Genomic DNA, 17,825 nt, shown 5'->3' on the forward strand with positions numbered 1-17,825 from the left:
CGTTCAAGCCCACCTCCTCGAACTACTCGGCATCGATGAAACCCGCCCACGCTGGCTGGACACCTCAAACCCCATGTGCGAAATCCGGGTCTAGAGCCCGTCGGCCGGGAGGCGGCGGAACTCGATCGTCTCGTAGGCCCCTCGGGCACCCGTCTCGTAGAGGATCCCCACCGTCTTCCGGCCGAGCGGCACCAGGTCGGAGTAGGCCGCCGGCTGCTGGGAGAGCGTCAGCGCCTTGGTGAAGGTGGCGCCGCCGTCCGTGCTGCGCCAGACGGCCATCGCCCGGCGGGCGGTGGGAACGGACGGGCCGGAGAACAGCAAGGGCCCGCTGCGGCCGGGAAGTTGCAGGACGCTGCCTTGCACGACCGGGACCTCGTTCAGGGTGGGCTGCACGGTGTACGGGCGGTCGAGGGACGCGCCGCCGTCGCTCGAATGACCGTCGAGACGGTTGCCCGCACTGGTGCCGTGCTGGTCCCGGGCGTTGAAGTACACCCTGCCGTCCGGCAGTTGGGCCGCTGTGGACTCGTTGGCGTTGTGGGTTCCCTCGTAGGAGTCGTCGACGAAGCCCGGCCGCCAGGTCCTGCCGCCGTCGTCGCTGAGGAGCGCGTGGGCGCCGTAGTAGCGGGGTTCCTGGCCGGTGTCCGGGGAGCCGGCCGGCGGGGACGCCGAGTGGTTGGCGGGGACGACCAGACGGCCGGCGTACGGGCCCCGGGTGAGGGCGATCGCATGGCCGGGGCCGGTCGCGTACCAGCGCCAGGACGGGTCCTTCACCTGCGCGGTGATCTCGCGGGGCGGGGTGAAGTGCCGGCCGTCGTCCCGGCTGCGCTGCACGAACACCCGGCGGCTCTGCTCGGGCGTGACCTGGCCGCGCATGATCTGGGCCTCCGTCACCTCACCGCTGTTGTAGGAGGTGAGGAGCACGACGGCGCCGGTGCGCGGGTCGAGGACGGGTGCCGGGTTGCCCCGGGTGTCGCCGTCCCCGGCGGCCACGACGGTGAGCGGGCCCCAGGTGCAGCCGCCGTCCGCGGAGCGCCGGAGGACGACATCGATGTCGCCGGTGTCGCCCGCACCGCCGCGTCTGCCCTCGGCGAAGGCGAGGACGGTGCCCTTGGCGGTCGTGACCGTGGCCGGGATGCGGTACGTGTCGTAGCCGCCCTCGCCCGAGACGTACGGGACGGAGGACGTGCAGCCGGGGGTGGCCGAGGCGGGGGTCGTGGCGGTGAGCGGGGCGAGGAGGACGGTGGTGACGAGGAGTGTGCGACTGAGGAGTCTCATGCTTCTCCTGAACGCATGACGGAGTGTGAGGAGCGTCGGACCGTGCCTGTCCGTCAGATGCTCCCCGGCGTCACCAGCCCCGACTCGTACGCGACGATGACCAACTGCGCCCGGTCCCGGGCCGCCAGCTTGCCCATGATGCGGCTGACGTGGGTCTTCGCGGTCAGCGGGCTCAGGCCCAAGGCATCGGCTATCTCGGTGTTGTTGAGGCCGCGCGCGACCAGCGACAGCACCTCCCGCTCACGGCCGGACAGGCACTCCGGCCCGCCGGTCTCCGGTGCCGAGGGGCTGCGCAGGAACCGCTCGATCAGCCGTGCCGTGGGCCCGGGCGACAGCAGGGACTCCCCGGCAGCGACGGTACGAATGGCGTCGAGGAGTTCGGCCGGCCTGGTGTCCTTCACCAGGAACCCGGAGGCGCCGGCGCGCAGGGCGTCCACGATGTTCTCGTCGGTGTCGTACGTGGTGAGGACCAGGACACGGACGCCCACGAGGTCCTCGTCGGCCGCGATGAGCCGGGTCGCCTCGATGCCGTCCAGGTCGGGCATGCGGATGTCCATCACCACGAGGTCGGCCCGCTCACTGCGGGCCAGTCGCACGGCCTGCCGACCGGTGGCGGCCTGGCCGACGACCTCCATGTCCCGGGCCGACTCCACGAGCATCGCGAACGCCTCGCGCACCAGCGTCTGATCGTCCGCGAGCAGCACTCGGATGGTCATCCGGTCCCCTCCCCCGTGGTCCCCGTCTTCGTCAGCGGCAGTACGGCGGTCACCTCGAAGCCGCCGTCCGCACCCGGACCGGCGTCGAGTGTGCCACCCACGCTGCGCGCCCGCTCGCGCATTCCGACGAGTCCGAAGCCCGGGGTGCCGCCCGGGGCCGGTCCCGTGCCGTCGTCGCTGACCGACAGGTGCAGGGCGCCCTCCCGTTCCACCAGGTCGACACGGACGCCCGGTTCTGGTCCCGCGTGCCGTACCGCGTTGGTCAGCGCCTCCTGCACGATGCGGTAGGCGGCGGCACCGACGGCGGGCGGCGCCTGCCGTATCCGTACGGTCTGCTCGACCCGGGCGCCGGCGAGCCGCGCGGCCTCCGCCAGATCGGGCAGACCGTCGAGACCTGGCAGCGGACCGCGGGCGTCCGCAGAACCGTGCTCGCGCAGTACCTCCAGCGTCGTACGGAGTTCCCCGCGGGTGCTGCGGCAGGTCTCGGCGATGTCGTCCAGCGCCTTGGCCACGGTCTCCCGGTCGAGCCGCTCGGGGTCGGCGGACAGCACGTGGGCGGCGACCGAGGTCTGCACGCCGATGAGGGTGATGCTGTGCGCGAGCAGGTCGTGCAGGTCCCGGGCGATCCGCAGCCGCTCCTCGGCGACCCGCCGCCGGGCCTCCTCCTCGCGGGTGCGTTCGGCGCGTTCGGCGCGTTCCACGATGGAGGCGACGTACTGGCGGTAGAAGCGCACGTCGACGCCGAGGAACAGCACGGCGACGACCCAACCGGATGCCTTCAGCAGCCCCAGCGCCTCGTGGGCGCTGATGGTGAGCATCACGCTCACCGACAAGGCGATGACGCCGATGCCGACCAGGACGGTGCGCAGCGGCCGGCCGGTGACGGCGACGGTGTACAGGGCGACGTACGCGGCCTGGGTGGCCGCGGTGTGCGGGTAGTCGAGGAAGTGGTAGGGGAAGACGCAGGCCACCACGGCGAGCAGGACGAGCACCGGGCGGCGGCGGCGCCACACCAGCGGCACGTGGGAGACCAGCAGCAGGGCCCAGCCGAGCGCGTCGGGCCTGCGGCCGTCGTCGATGAACAGCGCGAGGACGACGGCCGGCGTGGCCGTCAGAACGGCGAGCAGCGCGTCGTTGCGGATGGCGTGCGGGGCGGTCAGGGGGTCACGGTTGATCGCGGCCATGATCCGCTCCGCGGGCCGCGACCAGGTCGCCGACGGTGTGTTGGGTGCCTGCACGGGCATCATCCTGGGCCAGGAAGGCGCCCCTCCGGGAGAGGAGGGGCGCCGTCGGTCGGTCAGGGGGCGTTCGCGGCCAAGGGCTTCCGCTCCTGGGGCGGGGCCGTCCGCTCCGTCGCGCGGGAGAGCCTCCCCGGCCACCACATCCGCCGCTTGAGCAGCACACTCGCCGTGGTCACCAGGTACGTACGCACCAGGAACGTGTCCAGCAGCACGCCCACCGCGATGACGAAGCCGAGTTCCACCAGCCCCACCATCGGCAGCGTCGTCAGCACCGCAAACGTCGCCGCGAGCACCACCCCCGCCGAGGCGATGACCCCACCGGTCGTCCGCAGAGCGGTGAGCGCGGCAGCCTCCGGTTCCGCACCCTTCACCGACTCCTCCCGCATTCGATGCATGAGGAAGATCCCGTAGTCCACCCCGAGGGCGACCAGGAAGACGAAGGACAGCAGCCCGAGTCCGGGGTCGTTGCCCGAGAAGCCGAACACCGGCTCGAACACCAGGCCCCCGATGCCGAGGGCCGCACCCCACACCGCCAACACGGCCGCCAACAGCAGCAACGGCGCGACGAGACTCCGCAACAGACCGACCAGGATGACGAACACCGCGGCCAGCACCAGCGGCACGATCACCTTCCGGTCCCGGGACTCGCTGTCGGCCAGGTCGATCTGCTGCGCGCTGGGCCCGCCGACGTAGGCGCCCGTGGGGTCGAGCCCGGCGCGCAGGGCCTCGATGGTCCGGGTCTCGGCCGGAGTCTCGGGCGAGGCAGTCGTGAAGACCGCGATCTCGGTCCACCCCGAGCCGCTGCGCCCCGGGGCCACCTCGGCGACACCCTCGGTCGTACGGGCCCGGTCCAGCACCGCGTCGGCCCGCTCGTCGGGGGCGATGACGGTCACCGGCCGGCTGCTGCGCTCCGGATACTCCCGCGCCAGCGTCTGCATCGCGGTGATCGACTCGGGCCGGTCCGTGAAGGAGTCCTCCTGCTTGATGCTCCCGGACAGGTTCAGCGTGCCGAGCGCGAGGGCGCCGAGCAGCAGGGCCCCGCCGGCCAGGACGGTGACGGGCCGGCGCGTCGCCGAAGTCCCCATCGCGGCGAACAGCGACCGGCGGGCCTTGGGCTCGCTGCCGAAGGCGGGGATCAGCGGCCAGAAGACCCGCCGCCCGAGCAGCACCAGCACGGCGGGCAGCAGGGTCGTCATGGCGACCAGCGCCGCGAGCACCCCGACCGTGCCGACCGGCCCCATGCCGCTGCTGCTGTTGAGATCGGCGGCGAGCAGGCACAGCAGCCCGGCCGCGACGGTCCCGGAGGAGGCGAGGATGGCCGGTCCGCAGCCGCGCAGGGCGGTGCGCATGGCGTCGTACGGCCGCTCGTGGCGCCGTAGTTCCTCGCGGTAGCGGGCGATGAGCAGCAGCGCGTAGTCGGTGCCGGCGCCGAGGACGAGCACGGTCATCACGCCGCCGCTCTGGCCGGTGACGGTGACGTCGAACAGTTCGTGGAGTCCGTACCCGGCGGCCATGGCGGTGGCGGCGGCGACGCCCGCGACCGCGAGCGGTACCAGCCACAGGAACGGGCTGCGGTAGATCAGGATCAGCAGGACGGTGACGACGGCGAGCGTGGCCAGCAGCAGGGTGCCGTCGATCGTCTCGAACACCTTGCCCATGTCGGTGTTCAGCGCCCCGGGCCCGCCGACCTCGACGCTCAGTCCGCCGCTGCCCTCGGCGACCTCCCGTACGCCGTCCACGAAGGCGTTCCGGGCCTCCTCGTCCTGGCCCGGCTGGGTGCTCGACACCGGGTACATCAGGGTGGAGCCGTCCTCGGACGGCACGCCCCGCGGCTCGCCGGTCAGGTCGTAGGCGCCGCGCACCTCGGCGACCTGCTCGGCGGCCGTGCGCCGGTCGGCGTCGGTCAGACCGCCGTCCCGGTGGTACACGAGCACCAGGTCGGTCGACTCGCCTCCCGGGAGCCGGTCCTGGATCCGCGCCACCTGCGTGGAGTCGGCGCTGTCGGGCAGGTAGTCGACGGCGCGGTTCTGCTGGATGCCGGCGAACTTCCCGGCGAGCGGCCCGACCAGCACGAGGGCGGCGAGCCACAGCCCGACCACCGCCCAGGGCACGGCTCGCCGCCGTGCGGTTTTCCTTGTGTCCCCCACTGTTCGTGCTCCCTCCGGTCCGGGTGTCTGGAACGGACTCCAGACTCCCGGCGCACGGGGGCGGATTCGTCGGGCCCGAGGCCGAGTCGGGGGCTACTGCACAGGGCGGTACGGGCGGCGGATTACTCCCCGGGGAGTAACGCCCGTGGAGTAACACCCGAGGGGTGCCCGGCAGGGGCGCCGCTCTACGACGGCGTACGTGCCGCCGCCGCGAGCACCCGCGTCACGTCGTCCGAGCAGATGGTGAGCGCCGCCCCCACCGTCGCGAGCACGTCCCGCTCGGCCGGTGTGTACGGCCCGTCCGCCAGGGCGATGCGCGCCCCCTGGAGCAGGATCGATTCGCGGCCGACCGTGGCGAGGTGCGGGGTGAGCGGGTCCAGCGCCTCGTGCAGCTCTATGGCCAGCCCCGCGCCGCACGGCTCCCCGGTGATCCGGCCGGTGTCCGCCTCCAGCGCCTCCACGAGGGCGGCCAGCTGCTCCTCCGTGCAGTCGTCGAAGCCGGCCGCGCGCACAGCGAGCACCGCGGCCTCCAGCGCCGTACGGGAACCGGCGCCGCCCGCGGCCAGCACGGCGAGGGCGACGGTGTGCACGGCGTCGCGGAGCATCGCGGAGAAGCGGGTGGTGGTCGGATGGTCGAGGACGTCCGTGCCGAAGTGTCGGCGGCAGGCGGCGCACTCCACGACCGGTCCGGTCTCGCCGCGCGGCAGCACGGGCAGGCCGAGCAGGGTGAAGCGGCGCTGTCCGGTCAGCCGCTGGTAGTTGCGGTCGCCTCCGCAGCCGGGGCAGAAGAACTCCCCGTCACCGGCGGGCGTCCACGCGGTACGGGTGCCCAGGATGCTGGAAAACCTGGCGGCATGGCCGTTTCGTCCCCGTCCTGGCAGCACGTCGCACCTCCGTCACGCCGCACGGCAGCGTCGCCGCGCTTGCGTGATGTTAGCCACATCCATGAGGAGGAGTCAGTACCCCGGAGGAGACCTTTCCGTGACCCTCACAGGGATTGGCCGATAAGTGACAGGGCTCCGCCCGCCGGACATTGGCGGACAGAGCCCATGAACCCCCGCTACGGCTGGTCAGCGAGCCGCGCGGTTGACGGCCGAGACGACCGCCTTCAGCGAGGCGCGCGTGGTGTTCGCGTCGATTCCGATCCCCCACAGGATCTTGTCGTCGATCGCGCATTCGATGTAGGAGGCGGCCTGCGCGGAGGCGCCCTCGCTCATCGTGTGCTCCTGGTAGTCCAGCAGGCGTACGTCGATGCCGACGGACTGGAGCGCGTCGAAGAAGGCCGAGATCGGGCCGTTGCCGGAGCCGGACAGGACGGTGTCCTGGCCGTCGACCGTGGCCTCCACCGTCAGCGTGTCCACGCCGTCGGTGTCGGTCGTCGACTGGTTGTTCTTGACCTGGATCCGGCCCCACGGGTTCTCGGGGTTGGGCAGGTACTCGTCCTCGAAGGCCGCCCAGATGTCCTTCGGCGTGACCTCGCCGCCCTCGGCGTCCGTCTTCGCCTGGATGATCTTCGAGAACTCGATCTGCATCCGGCGGGGCAGTTCCAGCTTGTGGTCGTTCTTCAGGACGTACGCGATACCGCCCTTGCCGGACTGCGAGTTGACCCGGATGACCGCCTCGTAGGAGCGGCCGACGTCCTTGGGGTCGATCGGCAGGTAGGGAACGGCCCACTCGATGTCGTCGACCGTGACGCCCTTGGCCTTCGCGTCGGCCTCCATCGCGTCGAAGCCCTTGTTGATGGCGTCCTGGTGGGAGCCGGAGAAGGACGTGTAGACCAGGTCGCCCACGTACGGGTGGCGCGGGTGGACCTCCATCTGGTTGCAGTACTCCCACGTGCGACGGATCTCGTCGATGTCGGAGAAGTCGATCTGCGGGTCGACGCCCTGGGAGAAGAGGTTCATGCCCAGGGTGACCAGGTCGACGTTGCCGGTGCGCTCGCCCTGGCCGAACAGGCAGCCCTCGACGCGGTCGGCGCCGGCCATGAGGGCCAGCTCGGCGGCGGCGACGGCCGTGCCGCGGTCGTTGTGCGGGTGGATCGACAGGCAGACGTGCTCGCGGCGGGAGAGGTTGCGGCCCATCCACTCGAATCGGTCCGCGTGGGTCGACGGGGTGGAACGCTCCACCGTGGCGGGCAGGTTGAGGATGATCTCGCGACCCGGGCCGGGCTGCCAGACGTCCATGACCGCCTCGCAGACCTCCAGCGCGAAGTCCAGCTCGGTGTCGGTGAAGATCTCCGGCGAGTACTGGTAGCCGAACTCCGTCTCCGGGCCCAGCAGCTTGTCCGCGTACTCCATGACCAGCCGCGTGCCGTCGACGGCGATCTGCTTGATGTCGTCCTTGGAGCCCCGGAAGACGACCCGGCGGAAGACGGGGGCGGTGGCGTTGTAGAGGTGGACGGTCGCGCGCTTGGCGCCCTTCAGCGACTCAACGGTCCGCTCGATCAGGTCCTCGCGGGCCTGGGTCAGTACGGAGATGGTGACGTCGTCGGGGATGGCCCCGGGCTCCTCGATGATGGAGCGCACGAAGTCGAAGTCGGTCTGGCCGGAGGCCGGGAAGCCGACCTCGATCTCCTTGTAGCCCATCTTGACCAGCAGGTCGAACATCGCGCGCTTGCGGGCGGGCGACATGGGGTCGATCAGGGCCTGGTTGCCGTCACGCAGGTCGGTGGAGAGCCAGCGGGGGGCGGTGGTGATGCGGTTGTTCGGCCAGGTCCGGTCCGGGATGTCGACCTGCTCGTAGCGGCCGTACTTGTGGATCGGCATGGAACTGGGCTGCTGGCGGTTCGCCATGATGCGGGGGCTCCTCAGGAGGTGTCCGGAAGGACGGCCGACGACGCAGCACCAAGCTCCGCGGGGAGGGAGTCGGCCTCGACTACAGGCCCTCGCCGCGGCAGCTAAGGAGAAGCAGCCCGAAACGCATGATGCGCAGCATGCTAGCCGAGGCCCTCCGGGTGCGCGGGTCCGTATCAGTATGCGGGACCGGACGCACATACGGGACAAAAAGTGCGCTATACCACTTCGCCACGGAGCGTGAAGGCCCTTGTCCCGGTATTTCACCAATCATGGTGCCTACTAGTGACAGCATCGTCACTCAGTGCAAAGGTGCCGGGCATGACGACTCACGGGGGCTTCGAGCCCGTCTTCTGCACCATCGTTCCACCCCATGTCCTCGACAAGCTCGCCCAGGCCGAGGAGCCCGCGCTCGCCGGGCCCGCCCGCCGGACCCTGGAGCGCGACGCCCTGGAGCGCACCCACCGCCGGCTGACCACGGTCGTCGGCGCCCCGTCCGTGGCCCCGCCCGCCGGGGCCGAGCCCGCCAGGCCGCACCGCACGGTCTACGACGCCCGGCACGGCACGGACCTGCCCGGGCACAAGGTGCGGGGCGAGGGCGACAAGCCCGGCAAGGACGCCACCGTCAACCGCGCCTACGCCGGCCTCGGCGCCACCTTCGAGCTGCTCCTGCAGGCGTACCGGCGCGACTCGATCGACGGCAACGGCCTTCCGCTGGACGCGACCGTGCACTACGACCGCGAGTACAACAACGCCTTCTGGAACGGCGAGCAGATGGTGTTCGGCGACGGGGACGGGGAGATCTTCCTCGACTTCACCATCCCGATCGACGTCATCGGCCACGAACTGGTCCACGGCGTCACGCAGTACACGGCCAACCTCACCTACTTCGGCCAGCCCGGCGCGCTGAACGAGTCCGTGTCGGACGTCTTCGGCTCGCTCATCAAGCAGTACACGCTCGGCCAGACCGCCGCCGAGGCCGACTGGCTGATCGGCGCGGGCCTGCTCGCCCCGCGGGTGACGGGCAAGGCCCTGCGCTCCATGAAGGAGCCGGGCACGGCGTACGACGACGACGTCCTGGGCAAGGACCCGCAGCCGGCGACGATGGACGACTTCGTCCGCACCGGCCGCGACAACGGCGGCGTCCACATCAACTCGGGCATCCCGAACCACGCCTTCTACCTGGCGGCCACGGCCCTCGGCGGCCACGCCTGGGAGCGTGCGGGGCTGATCTGGTACGACGTGCTGACCGGCGGCGAGCTGAAGGAGCAGGCGATGTTCGCCGACTTCGCCACGCTCACCGTCAAGGCCGCACGGGAGCGGTACGGCGACGGGGAGGAACTGGACGCCGTGTCGAAGGCCTGGGAGCGGGTCGGGGTGCGGACCCTGTAGTTCCGTACTAGACAGGTGCCATGCGTATTCAGGTGAGGCGCACGGGCGGGTTCGCGGGCATCGAGCGGCATGCCGAGGTGGACACCTCCGGCCGCCCCGATGCCCCCGAATGGCACGCACTGGCCGAGCAGGCGGTCGCCGACGGCCGGAGCACGCCGCCGATCGGGGTTCCGGACGGGTTCAGCTACCAGCTCACCGTGGACGGGAAGACGGTGTACGCGGCGGACCCGCGACTGACGGACGAGCAACGGAAGCTGATCTCGCGGGTGCTGAAGGAGGGTGCGTAACAGCTCCTCCACGGCGGCCTGTTGACTTCCGTTACCGGCGGTACGGATGATCCAGCGCATGGCGACTGACGCAGGCAATCCGATCCCCCGCTTCCCGGCCGGCTTCCTCTGGGGCGTGTCGACCTCGGCGCATCAGATCGAGGGCGCGGCGGACGAGCGCGAGCCGTCCGTGTGGGATGCCTTCACGGCGGAGCCGGGCCGGGTGAAGGACGGCTCGACGGCGGCGGTGGCCTGCGACCACTACCACCGCCACCGCGAGGACGTGGCACTGCTGGCCGGCCTCGGCGTGAACGCCTACCGCTTCTCCGTCTCGTGGCCCCGGGTGCGGTCGGACAAGGGCCTGGATTTTTACGACCGGCTGGTGGACGACCTGTGCGCGGCGGGCGTCCGCCCGGTGCCGACCCTGTTCCACTGGGATCTGCCGGCGGACCTCGACTGGCTTCAGAGGGACACGGCCGCGCGCTTCGCCGACCACGTCTCGCTGGTCGCCGGCCGCCTCGGGGACCGGGTGACGAAGTGGATCACCCTCAACGAGCCCGCCGAGCACACCCTGCTGGGCCACGCCCTGGGCGTGCACGCGCCGGGCAGGCAGTTGCTGTTCGACGCGCTCCCGGCCGCCCACCACCAGTTGCTGGCCCACGGCCTGGCCGCAGCGGCCCTGCGCGCCTCGGGCGCCACGGACATCGGCATCGCCAACTCGCACGGCCCGACCTGGGCGGCGTCGACCGAGGCGGAGGACATGGCGGCGGCCGAGTTCTACGACGTACTCCTGAACCGCCTGTTCGCGGACCCGGTGCTGCTGGGCCGGTACCCGGACGGCATCGGCGAGCTGATGCCCGGCGACGTCGAGGCCGACCTGAAGGTGATCGCCGAGCCGGTCGACTGGTACGGCGTCAACTACTACGCGCCGACGCGGGTGGGTGCCCCGCAGGGCACCGACATCACCTTCGGCGGCGTCGCCATGCCCGCCGAACTCCCCTTCGCCGTCCGGGAGATCACCGGTCACCCGGTCACCGACTTCGGCTGGCCGGTCGTGCCCGAGGGCCTGACCGAGCTCCTGACCACCTTCCACGACCGCTACGGCGACCGGCTCCCGCCCGTCGTCATCACCGAGAACGGCTGCTCGTACCCGGGCGTCGACGACCAGGACCGCATCGCCTATCTGGACGGCCACATCCGGGCTCTGCACCGGGCGCTGGAGGCGGGCGTCGACGTGCGCGGCTACTTCGTGTGGTCCCTGCTCGACAACTTCGAGTGGGCGGAGGGCTACGCCCGCCGCTTCGGTCTGGTGCACGTCGACTTCGAGACCCTTCAGCGGACCCCGAAGTCGTCGTACCGCTGGTACCGGGAAGTGCTGCGAGTCCAGGGGACTACGGCTTGATGCCCACCCCGGTCCACAGGCTGACCTCGGCGTCCGTCGGGGCGTCGCCGTCGGTGGAGTCGGGCCGCCAGCGGTGCCCGACGGTGACGCCGGGGTCGAGCAGCTCCAGGCCGTCGAAGAAGCGGGCGACGTCCTCCCGGGAGCGGAACTGCACCGGGGTGCCGGCCGTGGTGTAGATGTCGGTGACCTTCTGCCAGGTGGACGGGTCGAAGTCGGGCGTGCAGTGGCTCAGTGCCAGGGCGCTGCCCGAGGGCAGGGCGTCCAGCAGGCGGCGCACGATGCCGTAGGGGTCCTGGGCGTCGGTGACGAAGTGCATCAGGGCGTTGAGGGAGAGCGCGACCGGGCGGCTGAGGTCCAGGACCTCGGTCAGTTCGGGGGCGTTCAGGAGCGCCTGGGGGTCGTTGACGTCCGCCTCTATGTACGTCGTGCGGCCCTCGGCCGAGCTGCGCATCAGGCGCTCGGCGTACTTGAGGACGAGGGGGTCGTTGTCGGCGTAGACCACCCGGGCGTCGGGGACCACGGACTGGGCGACCTGGTGCAGGTTGGGCTCGGTGGGGATGCCGGTGCCGATGTCCAGCCACTGGCGGATGCCGTGCTCGCGGGCGAGGACGCGGGTGGCCCGGTGCATGAAGGCCCGGTTCTCGCGGGCGCAGACGAAGATGGCGGGGTAGGCCGCGGCGACTCGCTCGGCCGCCTGCTTGTCGACCTCGAAGTGGTCCTTGCCGCCGAGGTAGTAGTCGTACATGCGGGCGGAGTGCGGCCTGCTGGTGTCGATGTCCCGCGCGGCCTGCGACTGGGTCATGGGGGGGGTGCCTCTCGTGGGGGGTGGTGGTGCGAGTGCGGTTCAGTGGGGCTTCAGAGGGGGGAGAGCGGTCCGGTGAGGCTTCAGTGGGGGGGCTGAGAGCGGATCTTCAGTTGGCCGTGAGAGCGGATCTTCAGTTGGCCGTCAGATGGTCGGCGAGGCCCTGCTTGACCCCCGCGACGAACGCGGTGATCTCCTCGGGCGTGTAGATCAGCGCGGGACCGGCGGGATCGGCGGACTGCCGTACCGCCACGCGGCCGTCGGCGAGCTGCTTCGTCTCCACGCACTGGCCCCCGTTGGGGCCGCTCCACGGACGTTCCCAGCCCTGTTCCCCGAGGTCCGACGCGGGCATCCCGTTGTAGACGGCGCCCTCGGTGATGGTCATGAGTACTCCTTCCGCATACGGTTCAACAGCTCCTTGCTGTCCGCGGACGAGGTCTTCAGCGACAGCCGGTTGTGGGCCTCCAGATGGGCCACGACGTCGGCGCGCTGGTCGAGGTAGACGGACGCGGAGAGGATCTCGCTGTAGACGATGTCGGGCAGCTCCCGCTCCTCGAACCGGAAGTAGGTGAAGGGCGCGCACGCCCCGACGTGGGCGCCCGCGTCGAACGGCACGATGTCGACGCTGACGTGCTCCAGCTCGGACGCCTCCAGGAGCCGGTCGATCTGCTCGCGCATCACCTCGGGGCCGCCCACCACCCGGTGCAGCACGGCCTCCTCCATCACCACCCACAGAGTGGGCGCTTCCGGCTTGGTGAGCAGGCTCTGGCGGCGCAGCCGCAGCTCCACGCGCCGCTGGAGGTCCTCCTCGTCGTCGTTCGGGAAGCCCCCGCGCAGCACGGCTCGCGCGTACCCGGGGGTCTGGAGCAGGCCCGTGACGTACTGCGGCTCATAGGTGCGCAGTGTTCTGGCGCCGGTCTCCAGGCTCACGTAGGCGGTGAACCAGGACGGCATCACATCGCGGTACGGGTGCCACCAGCCGGGCTCGTTGGCCCGCTCGGCCAGGGTGACGAACTCGTCGATCTCCTGCTGCCCCGCCCCGTATGTCTGGAGCAGCTTCTCGACGTAGAGGATCTTCAGGCCGACCTCGGCCTTCTCCAGGCGGCGGATGGTCAGCGGCGTAACGCGCAGGGCCTTGGCCGCGTCGTCGAGGGACAGGCCCGCGGTCTGCCGTGCCTCCTGGAGTCGGCGTCCCAGGATCATGCGGAGAACGGTGGGCGCGCCGGCGCCGGTGCCTGATCGCCCGTCGTTCACGCCGTACCTCCTGGGGGGGTCGTCACCGGCGCAAGCCTGACAGGGACTTGATCAATCCGCCAAGCGACCAGAGCAGCGATACCCGCCTTCTGAAATTATCAGGCAGATGGTTGCAGCGTGAACTGCTTTGCGAGCATAGTTACTTGTGTGAACACGGCGCCGGAACCCCGAACTCCCCTTTCCGGCCGGTCCGTTTCGCGTCTCGCCCCTTCCTTGACTGCGCCCGCCCCCCCACGGAAGGCGACCGCCGTGTCCCCCCACACGACTTCCACCCCCCGGTTCCTGGACGCGGTGCGCCCGGGCCGCACCCACTGGCTGGAGCTGCCGCCCCACCGGACCAGCGTGAGAGTCGCCCGCCATGCCACGCAGGCGCGGCTGGTCTCGTGGCAGGTGCCCGACGAGGTGTGCGCGAACGCCGTCCTGCTGGTGTCCGAGTTGGTGACCAACGCCGTCCTGCACACGGCCGGCGAGCGGATCCTGTGCGGCGTCGGCCGGGTGACGGACGAGCGCTTCCGGCTGGAGGTGCACGACGGCGACCTCACGGGCCGCGGCATCCCCGACTGCTGCCCCGGTCTCGACGACGAGGGCGGCCGCGGTCTGCTGCTCGTGCGCGAGATAGCCGACAGCTGGGGAGTCACCCGCTCGCCCCGCACCGGCGGCAACGCGGTGTGGGCGAGCCTGGCGTCGGCGTTATGACGCGCCCGGGAACCTCACGACGGCGCTATGACCCGCCCGGGCCCCTCAGAACCCGAGCTTGCGCAGCTGCCTCGGATCCCGCTGCCAGTCCTTGGCGACCTTCACGTGCAGGTCCAGGAACACCGGCGTGCCCAGCAGTGCCTCGATCTGCTTGCGGGACTTGATGCCGACCTCCTTCAGGCGCTTGCCCTTGGGGCCGATGATGATGCCCTTCTGGCTGGGGCGCTCGATGTAGACGAAGGCGTGGATGTCGAGGAGGGGCTTGTCGGCGGGGCGGTCCTCGCGGGGGAGCATCTCCTCGACGACGACGGCGATGGAGTGCGGGAGCTCGTCGCGGACGCCCTCCAGCGCGGCCTCCCGGATCAGCTCCGCGATCATGACCTGCTCGGGCTCGTCGGTCAGGTCGCCCTCGGGGTAGAGCGCCGGGCCCTCCGGCAGGAGGGGGACGATCAGGTCGGCCAGCAGGCTCACCTGCTTGTCCCCGACCGCCGACACCGGGACGATCTCGGCCCACTCGAAGCCCAGCTCCTTGCCGAGCTGATCGATCGCGATGAGCTGCTCGGCGAGCGTCTTGCCGTCCACCAGGTCGGTCTTCGTGACGATCGCGATCTTCGGCGTCTTGCGGATGGACGCCAGTTCCTTCGCGATGAAGCGGTCGCCGGGGCCGAGCTTCTCGTTCGCCGGCAGGCAGAAGCCGATCACGTCGACCTCGGCCCACGTCGTGCGCACGATGTCGTTCAGCCGCTCGCCCAGCAGTGTGCGCGGCTTGTGCAGCCCCGGGGTGTCGACCAGGATCAGCTGGGCGTCGGGGCGGTGCACGATGCCCCGCACGGTGTGCCGCGTCGTCTGCGGCTGGTTCGCCGTGATCGCCACCTTCTGGCCGACCAGAGCATTCGTGAGGGTGGACTTGCCCGCGTTGGGACGGCCCACGAAGCAGGCGAAGCCAGCCCTGTGGACAGCTTCGGCCGGCTCTTCGGGTGACTGGGTACGAACGCTCATGGCGCCCATTCTCCCTGATCCACGGAGCCCTGCCGCACAGGCGCCCGAACGCCGGCCGGTGAACCCGTTCCGAGCCCCCGCAGCGGCCTCGGGCGCGGACAGCCGAGCGCGGGCCGGACGCGCTGCGGGGCGCGCCCGGCCCGCCGGGGATCAGTCGAACACGAACGGGCCCGGCGACTGCGGCCCGGTCGCCGTGCAGGTGATCGTGATGCCGAAGACGGTCATCTTCAGCGAGCCGCCGAAGGCCTCCAGGCTGTCGCCGGAGGCCACGGTGCCGCTGAGGGGGCCGACCTCGACGGGGGCGCCGGCGGCCATCGCCGGGTTCTGAGTGCCGGTGAAGTCGACGGTGCCGCCGCCGGTCTTCACCAGGGTGAGCGTGGACGCGATCGAGTCCTCGCCGAGGGCGATCGGCGCGGTGATCGCGGATGACTTGACGGTGAGGGTGGCGGCGGTGCCGTCCTGGCTGGCCGTGAGCGTGGCCTCGCCACTGCCGAAGGTGCCGCAGTCGGCGCTGATCGTCGCCGTCTGGGGGGTGACGGCGAGTGCGGCGGGGGCGAAGGCGAGCCCGGTGACCGCGAGGGCCCCGGCCGCCAGGGCCGCGCCTGCTCCGATTCGCTTGCGTCTCATGGGATTCCGGCTCCGTTTCCGTGTGGGGGGGACGCTCGGCAGGTGAGTGCGGGCACGTCACGCGAGCGCCGAACCTGACGGTCCGTCGGAATATACGGATCCCATTGATGCGCGTGGGGCAGACGGCGGCAAGGTTGAATTCGCGCCTAATTACCGCCGGTTACAGCAGACTTCAGCCGGCGGTCACGGTGGTCCGCACCGTCCCGTCGGGCCCGGCCACCCACACCGGCGTCCGCGCGCCACCGAGATCCCGTACCGCCGCCCGGTCCTCGTCGGACACGGTCTCCGCCTCCGTCACCACGGCCGCGGCCTCCAGGGACTTCGCACCCGAGGCCACTGCCATCGCCACCGCCGTCTGAAGGGCACTGAGCTTCAGGGAATCGAGGGCCACGGTCCCCGCGACATACGTACGTCCAGTCTCGTCCCGCACGGCCGCCCCCTCGGGCACGCCGTTGCGGGCCCGCGCGGAGCGGGCCAGGGTGACGATCTTGCGGTCCTCGGGGTCGAGCGCGCTGCTGTCGGTCATGATCCGAGCATACGTAAGCGTCACGAGCGGTCGAGGCGCAGGCGGTCCGCCCGCGGCAGGCCCGCGACGACGAGGTCGTACGAGTCCTCGATGAGTTCCCTGACCAGCCGGTCCGGGAGGTCGTCGTCGGCCGTGACCGTGTTCCAGTGGCGCTTGTTCATGTGCCAGCCCGGGACGATCAGGCCATCGTGCTCGCGGCGCAGCCGGATCGCGTCGTCCGGGTCGCACTTGAGGTTGACCTTCAGGGGACGCGCGTCGAGGTGCGACAAGGCGAACAGCTTGCCCTGGACCTTGAAGACCGAGATCTCGGGGCTGAACGGGAAGTCCTCGACCGCCGCGTTGAAGGACAGGCAGAACGCGCGCAGTTCCTGCGGGGTCATTGCGGCTTCTCCTCCTCGTCCCGGGGAGGGTCCGCCGGGTCCACCGGCTCCGCCAGCACCGTCACGATCTTGTTGCGGCGGCCGGCCGCGGCCTCCGCGGTCAGGCGCAGTTCCCGGCCGTCGGGGAGTTCCACGACGGACGACGCACCGGCGATCGGGACCCGGCCCAGCGCCTTCGCCAGCAGTCCGCCGACCGTCTCGACGTCCTCGTCGTCGAACGCCTCCAGGCCGTACAGCTCGCCCAGGTCGCCGATGTCCAGGCGGGCGGTGACCCGGTAGCGGTCCTTGCCGAGGTCCTCCACCGGCGGCAGTTCGCGGTCGTACTCGTCGGTGATCTCGCCGACGATCTCCTCGAGGATGTCCTCGATGGTGACGATGCCGGCGGTGCCGCCGTACTCGTCGACGGCGACGGCGACGTGGTTGCGTTCCTTCTGCATCTCGCGCAGCAGGTCGCCCGCGTTCTTGGTGTCGGGCACGAAGAACGCCGGGCGCATCGCCGTGGACACCTGCTCGGACTCGGCCTCGCGGCTGATGTGCGTCTTGCGGACCAGGTCCTTCAGATACACAATCCCGACGATGTCGTCCTCGCTCTCGCCGGTCACCGGGATCCGGGAGAAGCCGGAGCGCAGGGCGAGGGTGAGGGCCTGGCGGATGGTCTTGAAGCGCTCGATGACCACCAGGTCCGTGCGCGGGACCATGACCTCGCGGACGAGGGTGTCGCCCAGCTCGAAGACCGAGTGCACCATGCGGCGCTCGTCGTCCTCGATGAGCGACTCCTTCTCGGCGAGGTCGACCAGCGCGCGCAGCTCCGCCTCGGAGGCGAAGGGACCCCGGCGGAAGCCCTTGCCGGGGGTGAGCGCGTTACCGATGAGGATCAGCAGCGACGGGATCGGGCCCATGATCCGGGCCAGCGGCACCAGGACGTACGCCGAGAGCGTCGCCGTGTTCAGCGGGTGCTGGCGGCCGATGGTGCGCGGGGAGACGCCGACGGCGACGTACGACACGAGGACCATGACCGCGATGGCGATCAGGAGGGCCTCGGTCGTGTTGTCGAACTCCATCAGGCAGCCGTACGTGATCAGCGCGGCGGCGGCCATCTCGCAGGCGACGCGCACCAGCAGCGCCACGTTCAGATAGCGGGTCGGGTCGGCGGCGACCTTGGACAGCTTGGCGCTGCCCCGGCGGCCGGAGCGCACGGCCTCCTCGGCACGGAAGCTGGAGACGCGCGCGAGGCCCGCCTCCGCGCAGGCGAAGAGCCAGGCCACGACGACCAGGGCGACCGCACCCAGGGCGAGTTGCGGACTCATCGG

The 17,825-nt window shown here is 71.0% G+C and carries 18 protein-coding genes; 4 read left to right on the forward strand and 14 right to left on the reverse strand.

The genetic code is table 11. The annotated features are described in order from the left end of the window. Window positions 1–90: 90 nt before the first annotated feature. The 6 genes from ACIBNA_RS02795 to leuA all read right to left on the reverse strand — a co-directional run bounded on the left by ACIBNA_RS02795 (window position 91) and on the right by leuA (window position 8,171). On the reverse strand, window positions 91–1,275 hold the full coding sequence (locus ACIBNA_RS02795) for an exo-alpha-sialidase (protein ID WP_399163501.1): 1,185 nt from the start codon (window positions 1,273–1,275) through the stop codon (window positions 91–93). 53 nt (window positions 1,276–1,328) lie between these two features. Continuing rightward, entirely contained in the window at window positions 1,329–1,991 is a 663-nt protein-coding gene (locus ACIBNA_RS02800) for a response regulator (protein ID WP_399163502.1), read from the reverse strand. Beyond that, on the reverse strand, window positions 1,988–3,238 hold the full coding sequence (locus ACIBNA_RS02805; RefSeq protein WP_399163503.1) for a sensor histidine kinase: 1,251 nt from the start codon (window positions 3,236–3,238) through the stop codon (window positions 1,988–1,990). The genes ACIBNA_RS02800 and ACIBNA_RS02805 overlap by 4 nt, the downstream gene beginning before the upstream one ends. Before the next feature lie 50 nt (window positions 3,239–3,288). Continuing rightward, the gene (locus ACIBNA_RS02810; protein ID WP_399163504.1) at window positions 3,289–5,379 is read right to left on the reverse strand and encodes an MMPL family transporter; all 2,091 of its coding nucleotides are present in this window, start codon (window positions 5,377–5,379) and stop codon (window positions 3,289–3,291) included. 185 nt (window positions 5,380–5,564) lie between these two features. Then, entirely contained in the window at window positions 5,565–6,263 is a 699-nt protein-coding gene (locus tag ACIBNA_RS02815; protein ID WP_399163505.1) for a TerB family tellurite resistance protein, read from the reverse strand. Window positions 6,264–6,449: 186 nt separating this feature from the next. Further along, the gene (gene leuA / locus ACIBNA_RS02820) at window positions 6,450–8,171 is read right to left on the reverse strand and encodes a 2-isopropylmalate synthase (RefSeq protein WP_399163506.1); all 1,722 of its coding nucleotides are present in this window, start codon (window positions 8,169–8,171) and stop codon (window positions 6,450–6,452) included. A gap of 321 nt (window positions 8,172–8,492) precedes the next feature. On the opposite strand from leuA, the gene ACIBNA_RS02825 reads away from it, so the two are divergent. From ACIBNA_RS02825 to ACIBNA_RS02835, 3 genes are read left to right on the forward strand one after another with little or no spacing between them, the layout of a single operon-like run. Further along, window positions 8,493–9,563, forward strand: a complete 1,071-nt coding sequence (locus tag ACIBNA_RS02825) for a M4 family metallopeptidase (protein ID WP_399163507.1) — start codon at window positions 8,493–8,495, stop codon at window positions 9,561–9,563. A gap of 20 nt (window positions 9,564–9,583) precedes the next feature. Continuing rightward, a complete protein-coding gene (locus ACIBNA_RS02830; RefSeq protein WP_399163508.1) occupies window positions 9,584–9,850 on the forward strand; it encodes a protealysin inhibitor emfourin in 267 nt (88 codons plus the stop codon). 58 nt (window positions 9,851–9,908) lie between these two features. Further along, window positions 9,909–11,231 (forward strand): GH1 family beta-glucosidase, encoded by a 1,323-nt coding sequence (locus tag ACIBNA_RS02835; protein WP_399163509.1) that lies wholly within the window; start codon window positions 9,909–9,911, stop codon window positions 11,229–11,231. Here ACIBNA_RS02835 and ACIBNA_RS02840 read toward each other — a convergent pair. The 3 genes from ACIBNA_RS02840 to ACIBNA_RS02850 all read right to left on the reverse strand — a co-directional run bounded on the left by ACIBNA_RS02840 (window position 11,221) and on the right by ACIBNA_RS02850 (window position 13,287). Continuing rightward, window positions 11,221–12,033: an SAM-dependent methyltransferase gene (locus tag ACIBNA_RS02840; protein WP_399163510.1), complete on the reverse strand. Its 813-nt coding sequence runs from the start codon at window positions 12,031–12,033 to the stop codon at window positions 11,221–11,223. The two genes, ACIBNA_RS02835 and ACIBNA_RS02840, sit on opposite strands and share 11 nt — an antisense overlap. A 133-nt stretch (window positions 12,034–12,166) precedes the next feature. Continuing rightward, window positions 12,167–12,418 carry a DUF397 domain-containing protein gene (locus ACIBNA_RS02845; RefSeq protein ID WP_399163511.1) on the reverse strand — a complete coding sequence of 84 codons (252 nt, stop codon included), beginning with the start codon at window positions 12,416–12,418 and terminating at the stop codon, window positions 12,167–12,169. Beyond that, window positions 12,415–13,287: a helix-turn-helix domain-containing protein gene (locus tag ACIBNA_RS02850; RefSeq protein ID WP_399163512.1), complete on the reverse strand. Its 873-nt coding sequence runs from the start codon at window positions 13,285–13,287 to the stop codon at window positions 12,415–12,417. Before ACIBNA_RS02850 ends, ACIBNA_RS02845 begins: the two co-directional genes overlap by 4 nt. Before the next feature lie 249 nt (window positions 13,288–13,536). Between ACIBNA_RS02850 and ACIBNA_RS02855 the strand changes: the two genes are divergently transcribed. Further along, window positions 13,537–13,983 carry an ATP-binding protein gene (locus ACIBNA_RS02855; RefSeq protein WP_399163513.1) on the forward strand — a complete coding sequence of 149 codons (447 nt, stop codon included), beginning with the start codon at window positions 13,537–13,539 and terminating at the stop codon, window positions 13,981–13,983. Window positions 13,984–14,028: 45 nt separating this feature from the next. Here the strand turns inward: ACIBNA_RS02855 and era are convergent, their stop codons facing one another. From era to ACIBNA_RS02880, 5 genes are all read right to left on the reverse strand, one after another. Next, window positions 14,029–14,991: a GTPase Era gene (gene era, locus ACIBNA_RS02860; protein ID WP_399163514.1), complete on the reverse strand. Its 963-nt coding sequence runs from the start codon at window positions 14,989–14,991 to the stop codon at window positions 14,029–14,031. Window positions 14,992–15,132: 141 nt separating this feature from the next. Beyond that, window positions 15,133–15,609 carry a hypothetical protein gene (locus tag ACIBNA_RS02865; RefSeq protein ID WP_399163515.1) on the reverse strand — a complete coding sequence of 159 codons (477 nt, stop codon included), beginning with the start codon at window positions 15,607–15,609 and terminating at the stop codon, window positions 15,133–15,135. Between the two features lie 172 nt (window positions 15,610–15,781). After that, window positions 15,782–16,135, reverse strand: coding sequence for a cytidine deaminase (locus ACIBNA_RS02870; protein ID WP_399163516.1), 354 nt, complete (start codon window positions 16,133–16,135; stop codon window positions 15,782–15,784). A 20-nt stretch (window positions 16,136–16,155) separates the two neighbouring features. Continuing rightward, complete coding sequence (locus tag ACIBNA_RS02875) at window positions 16,156–16,515, reverse strand: MmcQ/YjbR family DNA-binding protein (RefSeq protein ID WP_399163517.1); 360 nt, start codon at window positions 16,513–16,515, stop codon at window positions 16,156–16,158. Further along, window positions 16,512–17,822 carry a hemolysin family protein gene (locus ACIBNA_RS02880; protein WP_399163518.1) on the reverse strand — a complete coding sequence of 437 codons (1,311 nt, stop codon included), beginning with the start codon at window positions 17,820–17,822 and terminating at the stop codon, window positions 16,512–16,514. The genes ACIBNA_RS02875 and ACIBNA_RS02880 overlap by 4 nt, the downstream gene beginning before the upstream one ends. Window positions 17,823–17,825: the final 3 nt, after the last annotated feature.

This window comes from Streptomyces sp. NPDC050164 (genome assembly GCF_044459945.1).
GTDB classification, from domain to species: domain Bacteria; phylum Actinomycetota; class Actinomycetes; order Streptomycetales; family Streptomycetaceae; genus Streptomyces; species Streptomyces coeruleorubidus_A.